The sequence below is a fragment of the Peribacillus sp. CSMR9 genome, from assembly GCF_033141925.1.
GTDB lineage: Bacteria > Bacillota > Bacilli > Bacillales > DSM-1321 > Peribacillus > Peribacillus simplex_A.
The window spans coordinates 1-15,897 of the sequence record NZ_JAOPHO010000075.1; the positions used below are offsets into that span (position 1 = coordinate 1).

The following is a 15,897-nucleotide window of genomic DNA, read 5'->3' on the forward strand; positions in this document are numbered from 1 at the left end:
GCACATTTGTCACAATTACTTCAGATGCCAGAAATGATAGAAAAATAGAGTTTTACGTAGTTTACTTGATCATATATTTGTTTTGCCATCATCATAGTGGGGTAATCGTCTTGAAAATTTGGCTTATCGTTGTAAATCCGCATTTTCCTGACGCTACCCCACATAAGACATCTCAAAGAACCAAGAAAGTGTTCCTTTTCTTTTTGTTAACGATCAACATGAATGAAATTGGAGCCTTAGTGAAAAACACTAAATGTTTTCAATACGTTATTCGTTTCTTCTTCGGTAATGCCGATATAACGCAGGGTGACGGAAGGATGGGAATGATGAAGGATCCGTTGCAACATGGCAATATCCTTCGTAGCCTTGTAAAACCAATAGCCAAACGTTTTCCTTAAAGTATGGTTGCCGACATGTTCTACGCCAGCAAACTCTGCAGCCTTATTTAACTGCCTGTAGGCCTGAGTAGGGGGAATGGGGCGTTCTCCCTTTCTAGACGGCCTACCGCCAACATTTCGCAAAAAACATACGCTAAGACATATTTTGGAATGAAAAAGCAGTTTTTTATACGCTAAAGATATTTTTCACCATAAACCCTCGTTTTTGGTGAAGTTTAAGATGTAGTTCGTAACGTGGATTTCTTAAAGATTTTCTATAACCAAAAACAAATCACCAAAATAGCAGTTTAATAACCGTTATTGGTATGGATTTACAGACTATACTCGTTGTTTACTACAGTATTTTCCTTAATGTATGTTTTCCGCGTTTTGTTGGTAGGACCCCATCGCCATCAAGCTAACAACATAAATTAATAGAGCCAAATAATATTGATTCAAAACTACCCAGTACTGGGAAATTAGGCATGTCAAAGAAACCTTGAAAAAAGCGATATTTTTTGCTAGGCAGCTTGTCTATCCTTCACCGTCGTTTGATACACAACCCCAAGAATATCAAAGACAGTCATCTTCTGTTGATTTAATGTGAAGAGCGATTAATGGAATCTCATCATAAAACATACATAGATGGAGGGAGATGAATTAAATAAAAAGAGAGTAAATCATCTTTTTTATTTGTTTGTCCTGAGAGAAAGTATTGATCATAGATAGGGGGTTCTGACGTAAAAGTGTTAAAATGTTGAAACAGCACCCCTGAACGGGTGCTGTGAATTAAACTAGTTCATCGTTCTGTTTTTTTAGGAACTTGTTTTCCAACTCTAATTGCTTCATTCGTCGTTGTAATCCTAAATTCTCTAAGTCTTTTTCTAACTCAGATGATAAATCAGTTCGTTCTTTAGCATTCTCCATTTGTTCTCTAGTAGTTGCAAACCTCTTTTGTTCTTTTGAATTCATATTAACAGCCCCTTTCCCGTGACTTTCTAGGTTCGATATAGCAGGTGGGAAATCCTGCAAAAAACACATTTACCTAGGAATGCAACCGCATTACCACAAAAAAAAACATCCGTTTAGATAGGATGTTTTTATTCTACTCTTATTTCGTTTTCATCTTTATAGTCTGCCCCTGGCGAGCTTCAATTTTTTCCATGACCTTTTTATCTCCTAATATTTTATGTCTGTTTTCATTGACCAGGCTTTGAAAAGGAGGGGTAACTTTCTCGTAATGGCACTTCTTTCTTACTGTTTAGTTTAGTACGTAAACAAGTATCATTATAACGTTTAATTGAAAATCTGTTTACTTTTCTTAATCATTTATATTCACCCTAAAATTCACCTTAAAATTACATTAAAAATAGATGAAATTAGTAGAAATCTATAAATTAAGTGGTATAGTAACATCAAAATAAGCCTTCTAGGAAAGAAACTTTATTAAAAATTGGCTATATTAGATTAATAAAGACAGGAGTAATTGTAATGAAAAAATTGACCTTAATTTTTGTATTAATATTTGCAATAGCTTTACCAAATATTGCTCAGGCAAAAGGATTTAGTGGTCATAGTTCTTTCAGTCACAGTTCTTCGTTCAGTTCTCATTCAAGTAGGGGCACATATTCAAGTGGAACTTATCATTCTGGATATAAGTCCCCATCAAGCAACGTTACAAGAACGCCATTACGTTCTAACTCTCACACGACTTATAACCAGACCCCACCTTCACGAACAAAAAGTATACTGACTCATGCTGCAGCGTTTGGAACGGGGGCACTTTTAGGCCATATGCTTCATCCATTTGGAGGAAATTATAATGGTGCATATGGAAGTAATGCTTCAAATGGATTTTCCTTTTTGGGAATTCTTGTGGATATACTTTTGATTTTAGTCATCATCTGGGTAATTAAAAACATCTTTACAAGAAGAAGATATTAAGGAGAAATTTAAGATGGAAGTACTATTTAATGAACAAGATCTTGTGGATAGTATTTGTATTTATATTGCGGTAAAAGAAAGCATCGAACCTCAACAGGTAGAAGTAGATTTGGAGTTTCACCCTTCTCTTGGGCTTGCTGCTTCTACTTTAGCATTAGGACGTGCCACACGATTGTATGAACAAGACATCATTGATGCTGTTGCAGTATACTTACAGGACTATCATCAGTTCGTTGCTGATCATTTACAAGTTAATTTATCCTTTTCTGAAAAGGATGGATTTACTGCATCTATCCAAGTATTAAATAATTAGTAATTAGTTTCGACAAGAAACTTCCGGACATTTGTGTACAGGAATTAATAGGTTCTCTCATTATAATTTTGATTCATTATAAAAAGACATATATAAATGTAAAATAAAAAGAAGCCTTAATCTTTATATAACAAGGCTTCTTTTTAATGAGCTTCTCCTATAATTATAGTGTTTTTTATTAAGATACAGATTTAAGTTCCTTTGTTAAATGGGGTACAGCCACATCGCCATCAAGCTAAGGTGAATTTGTATCATCATAACGAAAAAAGCGCTATTCTTTTTGTAGAAATATACAGGAAGGATGGCGTTTTCTATGAGTTTTTCTGTTTCAGACGAAATGAATCTCTTTTCTCAAGAACTTCAAAACTACTTATCTCCGTCTTCTCTACAACAATTAGCTAAAAAAGTTGGGTTTGTTCAACGTACAAGTAAATATCAAGCACAAGAATTAATTGCTTTATGTGTATGGCTTAGTCAACAGGTTGCGAGTACACCACTCACACAATTGTGTAGCCGTCTCGAAGCATCTACAGGTGTCCTCATGAGCCCTGAAGGGCTTAATCAACGATTTAATGGTTCAGCCGTACAGTTTCTTCAACAAGTTCTAGCTAATCTTCTAACTCAAAGAATTCATTCAACACAAGAAATACTTCATCCATACTCCACGACTTTTAAACGTATTCGGATCCTAGATTCTACAACATTTCAACTTCCAGATAAGTTTGCTTCACATTATCAAGGTTCTGGCGGAAGTAGCCATACCGCAGGTGTTAAAATCCAACTTGAATATGACTTATTGAGTGGGAAGTTCCTCCACGTTTATGTAGGAGAAGGGAGAGAAAATGATAAAACCTTCGGTTCCACGAGTCTACTAACCATTCAACCGAAAGACTTATACATAAGGGATTTAGGGTATTTCGACTTACACGACTTACAGAAAATGAATGATGAAGGTGCTTACTATGTCTCACGTTTGAAGTTGAATTCTCGTATATATCGTAAGAATGATGAACCAGAGTTTTTTCGAAATGGGACTGTGAAGAAAGGTACTCTCTTTATTCAGTTAGACACGGAAGAGCTTATGAATCAATTACAACCTGGTCAAACACTTGAAATTTCAGAAGCATACATTGGGCTGTATCAAAAACTACCCGCCCGAGTGATTATTCATCGACTAACTGAGGTACAAACAGAGAAAAGATTGAAAGAACAAGCAAAAAAAGAAAAGAAGAAGGGCATTATCTATAGAGACCGAAGCAAACGATTAAGTGGAATGAACGTATATATTACAAATCTTTCTTTAGAAGACGTTCCAACGGAACATATTCATGAACTGTATTCGTTACGTTGGCAGATTGAAATTCTATTTAAGACATGGAAATCTTTCTTTCAAATTGACAAGTGCAAAGAGATTAAGAGGGAACGCTTAGAGTGTCACTTGTATGGGCAACTTATTAGCATTTTACTCTGTTCATCTACGATGTTTAGTATGCGTCAGTTACTTTTAGATAAGAAAAAGAAGGAGTTAAGTGAATATAAATCCATCTATATAATAAAAGACTATTATTTATTGTTTTATCAAGGATTACAAAAGGACGCCAAAGAATTATCAAAAATTTTTCTATGTCTGTTTCACCTTTTGGAGAAAAACGGACGGAAATGTCATCGTTATAACAAGAAAACGGTCTTTGATATCTTAGGTATTGTGTATGATTGTACGTCACAAAAACTTAAAGCTGCCTAATATTTTTTTAAAAAACCTATTTGATGGTTTTTTTGTCATGCGCATTTTTAGTGTTACCATAGCAAATTAAAGAGAACACACTTTTATATTATCTCTTGTGCGCTTAGCTTGATGGGCATGTGGTAGGACCCCAAGCCCATCAACCTAAGTTAAAACAATACCTTCTAAAATAAAAAAACGCTATGCTTATCGTAAATAGTTTACGAGAAAGGATGGTGTTTTTTTATTATACTTTTCGAGAGTTCAGACATTATATTGACAATAATATAGTTACTCTTTAGAATTGAAAATGATTCTCAATATGGTACTGGAGGCACCAATTCATGTCAAAAAGAAGAAACAGCAAACAAGTGTTATATATATCAGCAATCGTTTTAATTTTATCAACGCTTTTACTTGGATGTACAAATGAATCAAAAGAAATTTCAAAATCAAATAAAGATAGTAAAGACATGCTTACTTTTGCTTGGCCTAGGGATATAGGTGAAATGAATCCGCATGTCTATAATCCTTCTCAATTATTCGCTCAATCGATGGTATATGAACCTTTGGTTAGCTACCAAGATGGGGGCGAGCTGAAACCACATTTAGCAAAATCTTGGAAAATTTCCAAGGATGGGAAGGAGTATACGTTCAATCTACGTCAAGATGTGAAGTTTTCAGACGGTACAAGCTTTAATGCTGAAATTGTTAAAAAGAACTTTGATGCTATATTGAAAAATGTTGATTTACATAGTTGGTTGGGCTTTATTCCGAAAGTAGATCATACGGAAGTAATTGACCAAAATACGTTTAAACTAACATTAAAGGAGCCGTATTATCCTACTATTCAAGAGTTAGCCGTCGTACGTCCAGTCCGTTTCTTAGGTGATGCTGGATTCCCTAAAGATGGTGACACTTCAAAAGGTATTACAAAACCAGTCGGTACAGGTCCATGGATTTTGGAAGAATATAAAGCAGATGAATATGCTATTTTCAAACGTAATGAAAATTATTGGGGTGAACTCCCTAAAGTAAAGAAAATCAAAATCAAGATCATTCCTGATGCTGAAACCCGAGTCCTTGCTTTTGAAAAAGGTGACTTAGACCTTATTTATGGTGAAGGCGTTATCAGTCTAGATACTTTCAAACAATTAGAAAAAACAGGTAGCTATAAGACTAGTATTTCTGATCCGGTTGCGACAAGACAACTAGTTATGAATACGAAGAAAGAACAGCTATCAGATTTACGTGTTCGTCAAGCGTTACAATATGGATTTAATAAAAAAGCAATGGTTGACGGAGTTACTTCTGGGGTGGAAGAGAAGGCAGATTTTATTTTACCGACAAACTTTCCTTATGCTTCAGACATTGATGTAACACCGATTGATTATAATGTTAAAAAAGCAAAAGCTTTATTAGATGAAGCAGGATGGAAGCTGCCAAAAGGAAAAAGCGTTCGTGAAAAAGACGGTAAACCACTTGAAATCGAGTTAATGTACGACTCTGCAGAATCAATTCAAAAAGCAATGGCGGAAACATTACAATCTGAGTGGGCGGCACTAGGTGTTAAATTAAATATCGTTGGAGTTGAGCTTACGGTACAAATTCAAAGATTTAAAGCTAATGATTTTGAATTGAATTTCTTTAGTAACTATGGCGCACCATATGATCCCCATACTTTCGTAAACATCGTTGGTTCAAAAGGATATGGATTTAACGAGGCCATTTCATCTTATCCGAACAGAGATAAGTTGTTAAAACAAATTGCAGATGTTCCCAAAATAAAAGATGAAAAGGAACGTCAAGAACTTTACTCAACTATATTGGAATCATTACAAGACCAAGGAGCGATTGTACCTATTTCTTATATTAAGAAAATAGCTGTTTATCAAAAAGATATATCTAATTTTACATTCCCTGCTAACCGGGATGAACATCCATTCACAGGAATTAGCATCGAGTAGTAAGTTACAGGAGGATTTTCATGGGCACGTATATCTTGAAACGAATTATGGCCATTATTCCCATCTTTATTTTGGCCATCCTTCTAATGTTTGGAATGATTCACCTTTCACCCGTGGACCCAGCCGAGGCATATTTATCGGCAGCACATATCCAGCCCACAGATGAGATGTTGGCTCAGAAAAGGCATGAGTTTGGCTTAGATCAACCTCTCTATGTTCAATATGTAAACTCTATCATTAAGATATGCCAATTTGATTTTGGCATATCTTATGTTTCGAATAAACCTGTTTGGGATGAGGTAACCTATAGAATGCCAGCGACTATTCAGTTAGCTTTATGTAGCATCATATTAGCGGTCCTGGTCAGTGTCCCTCTTGGTTTTTTGGCAGGCATAAAGAAAAACAGTGGTATTGACCATTTTAGTCGACTTCTCTCTTTTTTCGGGGCATCCATCCCCTCTTTTTGGCTTGGTTATTTATTGATCTTCTTCTTTTCTGTTAAACTCGACCTATTCCCCGTTGAAGGGATCGGGACTTGGAAACATTTGGTTCTCCCTTCCGTTACTTTAGCTTTGCCATTAATAGCCCTGTATACTCGATTATTACGTGCTAGCGTTCTTGAAAATTTACAGGAACCTTATATCCTTTTTACTCGCACAAGAGGGATTCATGAAAAAGTCATTATGGGAAAACATGTATTGAGAATAGCCATATCCCCTATGATTACTGGACTAGGGATGAATTTAGGAAAGCTACTGACTGGAACCATTATCGTCGAAGCGGTCTTTTCCTGGCCCGGATTTGGTCGTTATTTTATTGAAGCTATTTTTAACCGGGATGTTCCTGTCATTCAATGCTATGTGCTTTTAGCAGCGGGACTATTCATTATTAGTAACTTGATTGTTGACCTTATTCAAATGTTTATCGACCCGCGCATCTCCAGAAAAGGAGGGCAACATCAATGATAACAAGTCTTCGCATTATGATGAGAAGTCAGAAAGTGATTGTCCTTTGTTCGATAATATTGAGCTTCCTATTTATCATCACGATCTTGGCTCCTTGGATTGCACCAAATGATCCTATTGCTGTCAATTTAGCTAATAAACTACAGCCCTCTTCCTTTGAGTATCCATTGGGAACTGATTATTTAGGAAGATGCACGTTATCACGCATCTTATATGGAGCCCGCATTTCGTTAGGATTTGCCACATTAATCTTTATTTCATCTTTAGGCTTAGGTTTGATTGTTGGAACCATTGCTGGTTATAAAGGTGGATGGGTGGACCAGGTGCTAATGAGACTTTGTGATGGTGTTATGGCATTTCCTAATCTCTTGCTCATTCTTGGACTTGTTGGTATATTGGGACCTGGCCTTAAACAAGTCATCTTAGCATTGATGCTTGTGCAATGGGTGTATTACGCGAGAATTTTTCGAGGTATGGTACTTAGTCTGAAAGAACAAAACTATATAGCGGCAGCTAAAATAAGTGGTTCTTCTCAATGGAAGATAATAAAGAAACATATAGTTCCAAATGTTCTCCCTCCGCTCGCTGTTATGGGTACATTAGAAATGGGCTGGGCCATCATGGATATATCCGCCATGTCTTTTCTAGGTTTAGGTGTGCAATCCCCTACACCAGAATGGGGAGCAATGATTAATGAAGGGAAATCGTATATTCGGGCGAATCCAGAATTAATGCTATATCCAGGTTTGATGATTATGCTCGTTGTTGTCACCTTTAATTTATTAGGCGAAGCGCTATCAGAACGTTTTGGAGTCAAACGTCGTTAATAAAAAGGAATGAGAAGATTGAGAACAGAACGATCGAATGTATTAAAAGTGAGCGATCTACATGTACAGGTACGAACAAAAGATGGTGCTTCCACCATCGTTCAGGATATTAATTTTGAACTGGAAAAAGGGAAGGTACTTGGTCTTGTTGGGGAAAGTGGGAGTGGTAAAACCGTTACGAGTATGTCCATTCTGCAGCTTCTTGATCGGAAAACAACGACGATTGAAGGTAGCATTACACTCCAAGGACGAGAATTGAATGGTTTAGACGATAAAGAAATACGTGAAATTCGTGGCAAGGATATTGCTTTTATTATGCAAAATCCGATGAATTCATTTACGCCTGTTTTTACAATTGGCAATCAATTTATCGAAACGATTAGGTCTCATACCTCATTGGATAAAAAACAAGCAAAAGAGCTTGCCATCGATGCGATGCAAAATGTAAACCTGCCATATCCCGCGAAACTATTAAAAAGCTATCCTTTTCAATTGAGTGGAGGTATGCTTCAACGCGTGATGATTGCGATGGCCGCATGTTTAAATCCTTCCGTTATTATTGCTGATGAGCCGACAACTGCACTCGACGTTCATAACCAATTACAAGTACTTCGTCACTTGGATAAAATTCGTTCTGAATATGGAACATCCATTTTACTCATTTCTCATGATCTGGGAGTCATTTCTGAAATGGCAGATGATGTAGTCGTCATGCAACATGGCAGAATGGTAGAAACTGCAAATGTATTTGAATTATTTGATAATCCGCAGCATGAGTATACAAAGAAACTGCTAAATGCCCGCCTTATCTTAAATCATGAAGAACCTATCATCCATATGTTGTGATATATGGATTGCATTCTTTGAGGGGTGAACAAATGAGTTTATTACAAGTAAAAGCAGTAACCCATAGCTATAATTCTCATACGTTTTTTAAAAGGAAAGACCATTCAAAAAAAGTCCTCACTGACATTTTTCTCTCTATTGACGAAGGAACATGTTTAGGACTACTTGGGACGAGTGGAGCTGGAAAAAGCACATTAGGAAAAGTGATTCTTGGATTAGAACGTCCACAGCAAGGACAAGTTCTGTTTCAAGGGCATGATATTTATACTGCTGATAAGCTCATTCGACAAAAGATACGCCGTGATCTACAAGTCGTCTTTCAAGATTCGTATTCATCTGTCAATCCACGAATGACAGCCGAGCATATTATAGGAGAGCCATTAGAAAACTATGAAAAACTAACCGTAGCCGAACAAAGAAGAACCGTTATTGAGTTATTGGAAAGAGTAGGCCTAAGTGAGAAGGATTTAAAAAAATACCCACACCAATTTAGCGGTGGACAATTGCAAAGAATTAATATTGCTAGAGCAATCTCTCTTAAGCCACTGCTAATCGTCTTAGACGAATCCGTAAGCAGTCTGGATATGGTTAATCAAACACTAATTTTAGAATTATTAAGTGAGTTAAAAAAAGACTTCGGCTTAGCTTATTTTTTTATTACACATGATATTAAAGCGGCCTATTCAATCGCGGATACTTTCGGTGTACTAGAAAAAGGAGAATTAATCGAGTTTTACGATTCTAAAAATCAGTTTTTTTCATCAGAACACCCTGTCGTCAAACAGATGAGAGGTTCTATCCTTGCTGAGCATCCACGTTTTCGTTCTCTTCCAACGAGGATTAACAAGACCTAGTCTAGAATGTATATTTATTGATTGAAAGGCCTCGATTTCCACTTGAAAATCGAGGCCCTTGTTTATGTTTTTTCTGAAGAACATATTGGAGGGAAAAGATGGATCATCGAACTTACCTTGCTTTAGCCAACCCCTTAACGATTTCAACGATGACAACCCCTTTATTAGGGGCTGAGGATACAGCAGTTGTTGGCCATCTTCCAGATCCGGCGTGTAATGGAGGAGTTGCAGTAGGCAGCATAAGTTGTCACTTTATTTCTTTTCTTTGTTTCAATACAGGGTTTCCTAATGAACTCCCACAGTTTAATAGATAATGCTCACGTATACTCGCTTATTCGCAGGATTTCAAAACAAGATTGTCACGGAATTCCTACCGGGATCCCAGTACGGGGCAGTTCAACTCGATGAAAATCGAATTTGTCTACAGTCTGGAGCTGTCTTTAAGACAGCTTTTTTTATGGAACTATTGGGGCTGGATAGTTCAACAAGGAATGAGTTACCAATACATAAGTTCTGATATTTTGAGATAATCAAAAGAAATCAAGACTTTGAAGGTAAAGGGGTAAAAGATGAAGAAATATATTTCATTAAACATAATTTTGTCTATTGTACTTTTGGCAGGAACCATACTTACGATATTTATAATATATAAGGATATTGATACTTCGCTTTCTTTTAAATTTATCATAGGATATCTAATTTATCTTCTTCTATATGGTTTGTTCTCCATCTTTTTAGTTATTGCGAATACAAGAAAGTTAAATTGGATTCAAATAAGAAAAAGGCTTTTTACGTTTATTACTTGGTTTATTTCTTTAAGTGCTTTGAACTATCTTCTTTCTTATTTTTTTAAACGTTCGGAAATGGAGGTTTGGGATTTAGGTATTCCTTTGGGTGTATCATTTGGATTGGCTTTTTTTGATTTAATGTCTTGGAAAAAGAAAGACTAAAGCATTGATGTTTTTGCTAAAGAACTCTTTATTGAATAAGGGCTAATGCCTTTTTGTCTTTTACAAACGTGTGCGTTAGCTGAAAATCAGAGCTGTTTTTAAGGAAGCTTTTTCTTTATGCAATTAAAGGGATAGTAACCTGATATTATTACTGTTTTAATGAAGCCCATTCCTCACCCAATCTTCCTACATAAACTAACTAAACACCATTAGATTGTGAAGGAGGTGATAACTTGAGAGAAAAAAAAGGATCAAACTCCTCTAATAACAATTCTCACTGTTTTGAACCATTCATAAGCCCCAACCCTGTTACTTCATTTAATCCTGTTCAACGTTTTCCTGAAATTGATAAAACAGCTTTTGTAAGTCAGTTTTCCAGTGTCATAGGGGATGTTACAATTAGAAACAATGTTTTTGTAGCTCCTAATGTAAGCATACGTGCGGATGAAGGAACCCCTTTTTATATAGGTTCTAATACAAATATCCAGGACGGGGTGATTTTACATGGTTTATTAAATAAAAGGATCACATCTGGAAAAAAGAGGTATTCTATCTTCGTTGGAAATGAAGTGACCATTGCTCATGGTGCCCTTATACATGGTCCTTGTTATATAGCAGACGAAGTATTTGTTGGTTTTAATTCGATTGTTTATACCGCAATTGTAGGGAGAGGTTCATTTATTGCTTATAATGCAGTAGTAACAAATGGCGTTCGAATTCCACCTGGCAGGTTCGTACCACCTGGTGCTAATATTGATTCTCAAGAAAAAGCGGATGCACTTTCGCCCGTACCAAAGGATGATAAGGAGTTTGCATATGAAGTTCAACGAGTCAATCAGGAATTCCCCGCATCTTATCATCTGTTATTTGGGAAAAACCGTTGCTCATGCGGGTTTGCCTATTGATAATTTACACTTACTTTAAGTGCTATTTTAGACGTATATTATTTTTATTACTTTTTATTTGTTTTGTCGTTTTTTGTCCTCGAAAAAGACGTATAGAATGGGTACCGCCCAAAATTTCGGTATTTTGTAAACAAAGCAAAATCTCAGCAAAAAAAAGCATTTCCTGACGTTAGGAAATGCCCTTTTTTATTTCTCTAATTGTCCTAAAGCATTCGCTGAAAAAAGAATCAACTGTAGCTTTAAAGTAAAGATTGATCAAACGATCCTCTTGAATCCCGTAATTTCTAAAAATCATTGCCGGATCGACTGCATAATTCGTGCGAGTTCTTTTTCTAAAACAGCGGGCTCGTTTGCGTAATTGTAAATCCCTAAAAACTTTTCTATTGCCTCTGGATGGGAACTGATTAGTTTGTTGACAGCATCCTGTTGTTCAGATATTTGTTCATTCTTCGAAATTTGGCATCCCATGTGAAACCGAACCATAAACTCATCTTCTATTGCCTTTTGATATTCTTCAGACATTTGATTTGATTGATCGGATTGTCCCTTATATTTTGATAGAATAGTGGATAATATACGTGCTCCACATATAGCATCATGGATACCCTGCGCCATGCCAGGATCTTTAAAACAAACTGCATCTCCAACCAACGCCCATCCTTTTCCCATTCCTTCATACCAGTAATTGTCATATCCGAGGATGCCTTTGACCGGTTCTACTAGTTCGGCATTTTTCAAGCGCGCCCCAATTGTTGTATTCGGAAAGTTATCTGTTAAGAGATTCCGTAGACAGCTTTCCGGATTTAATTTCAACCGTTCTATCAATTCCTTATTTTCTAATGGGAAAATGCCGGTAATAACATATAAGTCATCATTCGTCGGAAAGAGAATGGCTGTGTTTTCTTTTCTTTTGTATACTTCAAATTTAGGGACATTATCGTGGCGAAATCCAGAGAAATACCCGAAATAAATGCCGACTGTTGCCGAAATGCTTATTTTGAGTTCACTGTTTACCAGCTTGCGAATAATAGAGGATCGGCCGTCTGCCCCGACTACAAGGCGAGCTAAAAATTCTTGTTTCTCGTTGTTGGCGTCTACACCTTTCACGCCTATTACTGTTTCGTCATCACGGATGACATCCGTCACACGGAACCCTTCTAAAACGGTTACATTCATTTGAGATTTGGCTTGTTCCAGTAGGATATGATCGAGATAAGTTCTTCTAATGCAATAACAACTGTCCTCTCCAGAAACCTCAGGGATGAGACCTTCTATAACGGTATCCTCAAATTGAAATTTAATATCCCGTACCGGTGGTGCTTTTGTTTCCAATAACTTGTCCAGGACCCCTATTTCTCGAAGAAGAGCGACAGTATTATTGAAAAATGTATGGGTTGATAATGTGTCCCTTGGAAAAGTCGATCGGTCCACCAACAACACATGGAAACCTGCATTAGCAAGGTAAATCGCCAAGGTAGAGCCGGCACATCTAGCACCGGTAATGATGACATCATACGTCTTATTCATCGTATCACTCCATTTTCAAGTACAATTATTAACTTGCTTATTCATTAGCAGAGTTCTGAAGTTAAAGTAATTGATAAGAATATACTACATACATAAAGTATGGAAGTTAAAATGAAATAAGTACAGAAAATTCCCAGTTGATTTACAATTAAAAAGAATTTGTGGTGAAAATTGGAATGATAATTCAGGTTAGTTTCTCGAATTGTAATGGAGGTCGCAAACCAGAAGTAATATTCTTATTCAAGATGCGTTTACTGAAGATCAGAGCTGTCTTTAAGGCAGCTTTTACTTTAAGGAGCTATCAGGGAAGACTGGTTGAACAATCTATATAGACACCAACTAAACATGTAATGGAAAAAGGAATTTTTGACGGTTATGTGAACAGGTAGGATTAGCAACTAGAAATAAAGAATACCTATTTATCAAAAAGGGGGCTTCTTTAATGGAGAAAGAAAACTTACTGCCTGTAAAATGTTTGTGCTGCAAAAAAGAATTAGACGCAATAGACTTGGTCATCATCAATGAATCACTTCAGCTGACGCATATTCAATGCCCTGATAAAGGAGAAAAAGCAATTATTGATGTAGGATATTTTAATGCTGTATCCCGAAAATACCTGACCTGTACTCCTGAAAAAACCCCTATAAGTAGGGGCATGTAAAGTCCATCGCTGTGCATTTTCGGCAAAAACCTTCTACAACTAAGGTATGTTAGCTTAAGATCTCTTTAAGGCAGCTTTTACTTTATGGAACTAAAGGGGAAGTTTAGTTTATTAAGATACCTTCCATCTGTTTAATTGAGTGCCAGCATGTTATAATGGGTAACTTAGGATAATTACTACTTTTACTTATAATTGAACGGATGCCAAGAAAAGCCTCCGCAAAGCGATAAAATATGGAGGTGTAAGAGAATGAATAAACAATGGACGATTGGTAAAATTAAAGAATTTGTTGAGAAAAATTCGGAAAGTAAGTTGCTATCGACGGAATATCACGGTTTTTCTCAAAAGTTACTATTTAAATGTACATGTGGTAGCAACTTTGAAAAAACATTTACGAAATTTAAAAATAATAAACAACGTAAATGTGACGTGTGCCAACCGCCTAAAGCGACACGATAACGTATAGCGAATAAACGAAGTGCCGATTTCTATTAAAAAGAAATTGGCACTATTTTTATTTTTATAGGGGGAATAAAAGTGGTTTTCACTAAGGGCAGGTTTAGACAAATATTCCTTCATAAACTAACGGGTGCATTCGTTGAATATTGAGCATCTTTAAGGAAACTTTTTCTTTATGCAACTGTCGGGGCAGGATAGTTGGATTGCCTGCCAAAGAATAGGAGCGGTTTGTATTTATGGCAATAACAAAGAAAAGATTCTTCATTAGTTATGTAGTGGGTTTCATACTCATGTATATTGCAAGCTCTGGTCTGCAATACTTCAGGGGGCAAACGATAAATTGGTTAGGGAATTTAGCATACGCATTCTATTTCGTAGCATTTCATTCCCTTTTTAGTTGGTTATGGGGAGATTTTGATAAGAAAAAAGTCGATCACTAATACATAGTTTGTGTTAACAAGTAATAATATTTAAAGGAATAATTCATTCTGATAAAGAATATAAAAAAACGTGATGATAAGGAGGCGATTGTATGGCAAATCATGTAGAAAATCTATATAACTATCATGTATGGGCAAATCAACGGATTATTGATCATCTTAAGACACTTTCTCCTGAGAAATATCAAAAGGAAATGAAAAGTGTCTTTTCTTCTATTTCAAAGGTTTTATCTCATCTCTATTTGGTGGAATATGGATGGCTTAATACCCTCGAGGGTCAGAGTATGAATGAAGCAATGCAATCTTCATTTCAAATTCAAGAAAAGATTGAGAAACTGCCAATTGAAGACTTAGAAACGGAATTTCACACTTTAACATCTCGGTTCAAATCCTTTTTGAACAGACGGGAAGATATGGAACAGAGAATAATGTTGGATAATCCATGGGCAGGATTAAGAGAAACAAGTATATCTGAAATGGTCTTACACGTTGTGAATCATGGAACCTATCATAGAGGGAATATTTCAGCTATGTTACATCAGTTGGGTGATTCTTCAGTTATGACTGATTATGCTTTTTATTGGTATTCTTGAAATATTATTCATTATAAATAGGCAAGAGAAGAGTAATTCATTTTTTCTTCAAAAAGGTGACGTTAGTTGAGGATCGAGAGATGTTTACACAGATCTTTCTTTGAGCTAACGAATAACTTTAATCAAACAATTGTTGCTCCAAAGTAATCTCACTCTTCTACGATATTTAACATTACCAGCAAGAATAAGTTAATTGCCTCCACAATACTGGCTAACGGGTGCGTTAGCTTAAGATCGGAGCTGTTTTTAAGGCAGCTTTTCCCTATGCAACTATCGGGGCAGATTAGCTCTATAAGAAAAGTGGAAGGTAAATCCAATTACTAGTATAGTCATATGTACTAGATCCTTTTTGTAGTCTATTCCTTGATCGAAGAATAATTCAGGTGAGGGGGATTGTACCAAATATTTTACATTGCTTTTATTTTTCGAGAAAATAAAGGTACAATTAATACTCATATAGTTTATTGACGATAAAAGATAATGAGGTAGGATAAAAATGATTGCAAAAACAGAAGAAGATTTTAATGGTTTGAAGGAAATTGGCAA

17 protein-coding genes and 2 pseudogenes are annotated in these 15,897 nt (G+C 36.1%); 15 read left to right on the forward strand and 4 right to left on the reverse strand.

Annotation, left to right across the window (positions count from 1 at the left end):
* Window positions 1–236: 236 nt before the first annotated feature.
* The 3 genes and pseudogenes from N9I19_RS21225 to N9I19_RS21235 form a co-directional block, all read right to left on the reverse strand.
* Window positions 237–500: pseudogene (locus N9I19_RS21225) on the reverse strand (tyrosine-type recombinase/integrase); the annotation flags it as partial.
* A gap of 666 nt (window positions 501–1,166) precedes the next feature.
* Complete coding sequence (locus tag N9I19_RS21230) at window positions 1,167–1,349, reverse strand: hypothetical protein (RefSeq protein ID WP_061463519.1); 183 nt, start codon at window positions 1,347–1,349, stop codon at window positions 1,167–1,169.
* Window positions 1,350–1,488: 139 nt separating this feature from the next.
* The gene (locus N9I19_RS21235) at window positions 1,489–1,587 is read right to left on the reverse strand and encodes an FbpB family small basic protein (RefSeq protein ID WP_125163469.1); all 99 of its coding nucleotides are present in this window, start codon (window positions 1,585–1,587) and stop codon (window positions 1,489–1,491) included.
* 281 nt (window positions 1,588–1,868) lie between these two features.
* On the opposite strand from N9I19_RS21235, the gene N9I19_RS21240 reads away from it, so the two are divergent.
* The 11 genes and pseudogenes from N9I19_RS21240 to N9I19_RS21290 all read left to right on the forward strand — a co-directional run bounded on the left by N9I19_RS21240 (window position 1,869) and on the right by N9I19_RS21290 (window position 11,671).
* Window positions 1,869–2,321, forward strand: a complete 453-nt coding sequence (locus tag N9I19_RS21240; RefSeq protein WP_317778907.1) for a hypothetical protein — start codon at window positions 1,869–1,871, stop codon at window positions 2,319–2,321.
* A 13-nt stretch (window positions 2,322–2,334) separates the two neighbouring features.
* Window positions 2,335–2,634 carry a DUF2653 family protein gene (locus N9I19_RS21245; protein ID WP_061463521.1) on the forward strand — a complete coding sequence of 100 codons (300 nt, stop codon included), beginning with the start codon at window positions 2,335–2,337 and terminating at the stop codon, window positions 2,632–2,634.
* Window positions 2,635–2,947: 313 nt separating this feature from the next.
* A complete protein-coding gene (locus N9I19_RS21250) occupies window positions 2,948–4,378 on the forward strand; it encodes an IS4 family transposase (protein ID WP_317778908.1) in 1,431 nt (476 codons plus the stop codon).
* A 323-nt stretch (window positions 4,379–4,701) separates the two neighbouring features.
* Window positions 4,702–6,324 carry a nickel ABC transporter substrate-binding protein gene (nikA, locus tag N9I19_RS21255; protein ID WP_317778909.1) on the forward strand — a complete coding sequence of 541 codons (1,623 nt, stop codon included), beginning with the start codon at window positions 4,702–4,704 and terminating at the stop codon, window positions 6,322–6,324.
* 20 nt (window positions 6,325–6,344) lie between these two features.
* Window positions 6,345–7,289: a nickel ABC transporter permease subunit NikB gene (gene nikB / locus N9I19_RS21260; protein ID WP_317778910.1), complete on the forward strand. Its 945-nt coding sequence runs from the start codon at window positions 6,345–6,347 to the stop codon at window positions 7,287–7,289.
* Window positions 7,286–8,116: a nickel ABC transporter permease subunit NikC gene (gene nikC, locus N9I19_RS21265; RefSeq protein WP_317778911.1), complete on the forward strand. Its 831-nt coding sequence runs from the start codon at window positions 7,286–7,288 to the stop codon at window positions 8,114–8,116. Before nikB ends, nikC begins: the two co-directional genes overlap by 4 nt.
* Before the next feature lie 18 nt (window positions 8,117–8,134).
* A complete protein-coding gene (gene nikD / locus N9I19_RS21270) occupies window positions 8,135–8,962 on the forward strand; it encodes a nickel import ATP-binding protein NikD (RefSeq protein WP_317778912.1) in 828 nt (275 codons plus the stop codon).
* A 32-nt stretch (window positions 8,963–8,994) separates the two neighbouring features.
* Entirely contained in the window at window positions 8,995–9,816 is an 822-nt protein-coding gene (gene nikE, locus N9I19_RS21275; RefSeq protein ID WP_317778913.1) for a nickel import ATP-binding protein NikE, read from the forward strand.
* 98 nt (window positions 9,817–9,914) lie between these two features.
* Window positions 9,915–10,058 (forward strand): annotated as a pseudogene (locus N9I19_RS21280) (MATE family efflux transporter); the annotation flags it as partial.
* Window positions 10,059–10,385: 327 nt separating this feature from the next.
* Window positions 10,386–10,766, forward strand: coding sequence for a hypothetical protein (locus N9I19_RS21285; protein WP_317778914.1), 381 nt, complete (start codon window positions 10,386–10,388; stop codon window positions 10,764–10,766).
* Window positions 10,767–10,999: 233 nt separating this feature from the next.
* A complete protein-coding gene (locus N9I19_RS21290; RefSeq protein ID WP_317778915.1) occupies window positions 11,000–11,671 on the forward strand; it encodes an LbetaH domain-containing protein in 672 nt (223 codons plus the stop codon).
* Window positions 11,672–11,962: 291 nt separating this feature from the next.
* Here N9I19_RS21290 and N9I19_RS21295 read toward each other — a convergent pair whose 3' ends face one another.
* The gene (locus N9I19_RS21295) at window positions 11,963–13,198 is read right to left on the reverse strand and encodes an NAD(P)/FAD-dependent oxidoreductase (protein ID WP_317778916.1); all 1,236 of its coding nucleotides are present in this window, start codon (window positions 13,196–13,198) and stop codon (window positions 11,963–11,965) included.
* A 442-nt stretch (window positions 13,199–13,640) separates the two neighbouring features.
* Here N9I19_RS21295 and N9I19_RS21300 point away from each other — a divergent pair, with 442 nt between their 5' ends.
* The 4 genes from N9I19_RS21300 to N9I19_RS21315 all read left to right on the forward strand — a co-directional run bounded on the left by N9I19_RS21300 (window position 13,641) and on the right by N9I19_RS21315 (window position 15,351).
* Entirely contained in the window at window positions 13,641–13,859 is a 219-nt protein-coding gene (locus N9I19_RS21300; protein ID WP_317778917.1) for a hypothetical protein, read from the forward strand.
* A 249-nt stretch (window positions 13,860–14,108) separates the two neighbouring features.
* On the forward strand, window positions 14,109–14,318 hold the full coding sequence (locus N9I19_RS21305; RefSeq protein WP_061465106.1) for a hypothetical protein: 210 nt from the start codon (window positions 14,109–14,111) through the stop codon (window positions 14,316–14,318).
* Window positions 14,319–14,554: 236 nt separating this feature from the next.
* Window positions 14,555–14,758 carry a hypothetical protein gene (locus tag N9I19_RS21310; protein WP_284469544.1) on the forward strand — a complete coding sequence of 68 codons (204 nt, stop codon included), beginning with the start codon at window positions 14,555–14,557 and terminating at the stop codon, window positions 14,756–14,758.
* A 92-nt stretch (window positions 14,759–14,850) separates the two neighbouring features.
* Entirely contained in the window at window positions 14,851–15,351 is a 501-nt protein-coding gene (locus N9I19_RS21315; RefSeq protein WP_317778918.1) for a DinB family protein, read from the forward strand.
* The last annotated feature ends 546 nt before the right edge of the window (window positions 15,352–15,897 follow it).

Excerpts from the sequence above, each read along its gene's own strand:
- N9I19_RS21230 (WP_061463519.1), bottom strand. The coding sequence starts at position 1,349 with ATGAATTCAAAAGAACAAAAGAGGTTTGCAACTACTAGAGAACAAATG.
- N9I19_RS21240 (WP_317778907.1), top strand. The coding sequence starts at position 1,869 with ATGAAAAAATTGACCTTAATTTTTGTATTAATATTTGCAATAGCTTTA.
- N9I19_RS21245 (WP_061463521.1), top strand. The coding sequence starts at position 2,335 with ATGGAAGTACTATTTAATGAACAAGATCTTGTGGATAGTATTTGTATT.
- N9I19_RS21250 (WP_317778908.1), top strand. The coding sequence starts at position 2,948 with ATGAGTTTTTCTGTTTCAGACGAAATGAATCTCTTTTCTCAAGAACTT.
- nikA (WP_317778909.1), top strand. The coding sequence starts at position 4,702 with ATGTCAAAAAGAAGAAACAGCAAACAAGTGTTATATATATCAGCAATC.
- nikB (WP_317778910.1), top strand. The coding sequence starts at position 6,345 with ATGGGCACGTATATCTTGAAACGAATTATGGCCATTATTCCCATCTTT.
- nikC (WP_317778911.1), top strand. The coding sequence starts at position 7,286 with ATGATAACAAGTCTTCGCATTATGATGAGAAGTCAGAAAGTGATTGTC.
- nikE (WP_317778913.1), top strand. The coding sequence starts at position 8,995 with ATGAGTTTATTACAAGTAAAAGCAGTAACCCATAGCTATAATTCTCAT.
- N9I19_RS21285 (WP_317778914.1), top strand. The coding sequence starts at position 10,386 with ATGAAGAAATATATTTCATTAAACATAATTTTGTCTATTGTACTTTTG.
- N9I19_RS21295 (WP_317778916.1), bottom strand. The coding sequence starts at position 13,198 with ATGAATAAGACGTATGATGTCATCATTACCGGTGCTAGATGTGCCGGC.
- N9I19_RS21300 (WP_317778917.1), top strand. The coding sequence starts at position 13,641 with ATGGAGAAAGAAAACTTACTGCCTGTAAAATGTTTGTGCTGCAAAAAA.
- N9I19_RS21305 (WP_061465106.1), top strand. The coding sequence starts at position 14,109 with ATGAATAAACAATGGACGATTGGTAAAATTAAAGAATTTGTTGAGAAA.
- N9I19_RS21310 (WP_284469544.1), top strand. The coding sequence starts at position 14,555 with ATGGCAATAACAAAGAAAAGATTCTTCATTAGTTATGTAGTGGGTTTC.
- N9I19_RS21315 (WP_317778918.1), top strand. The coding sequence starts at position 14,851 with ATGGCAAATCATGTAGAAAATCTATATAACTATCATGTATGGGCAAAT.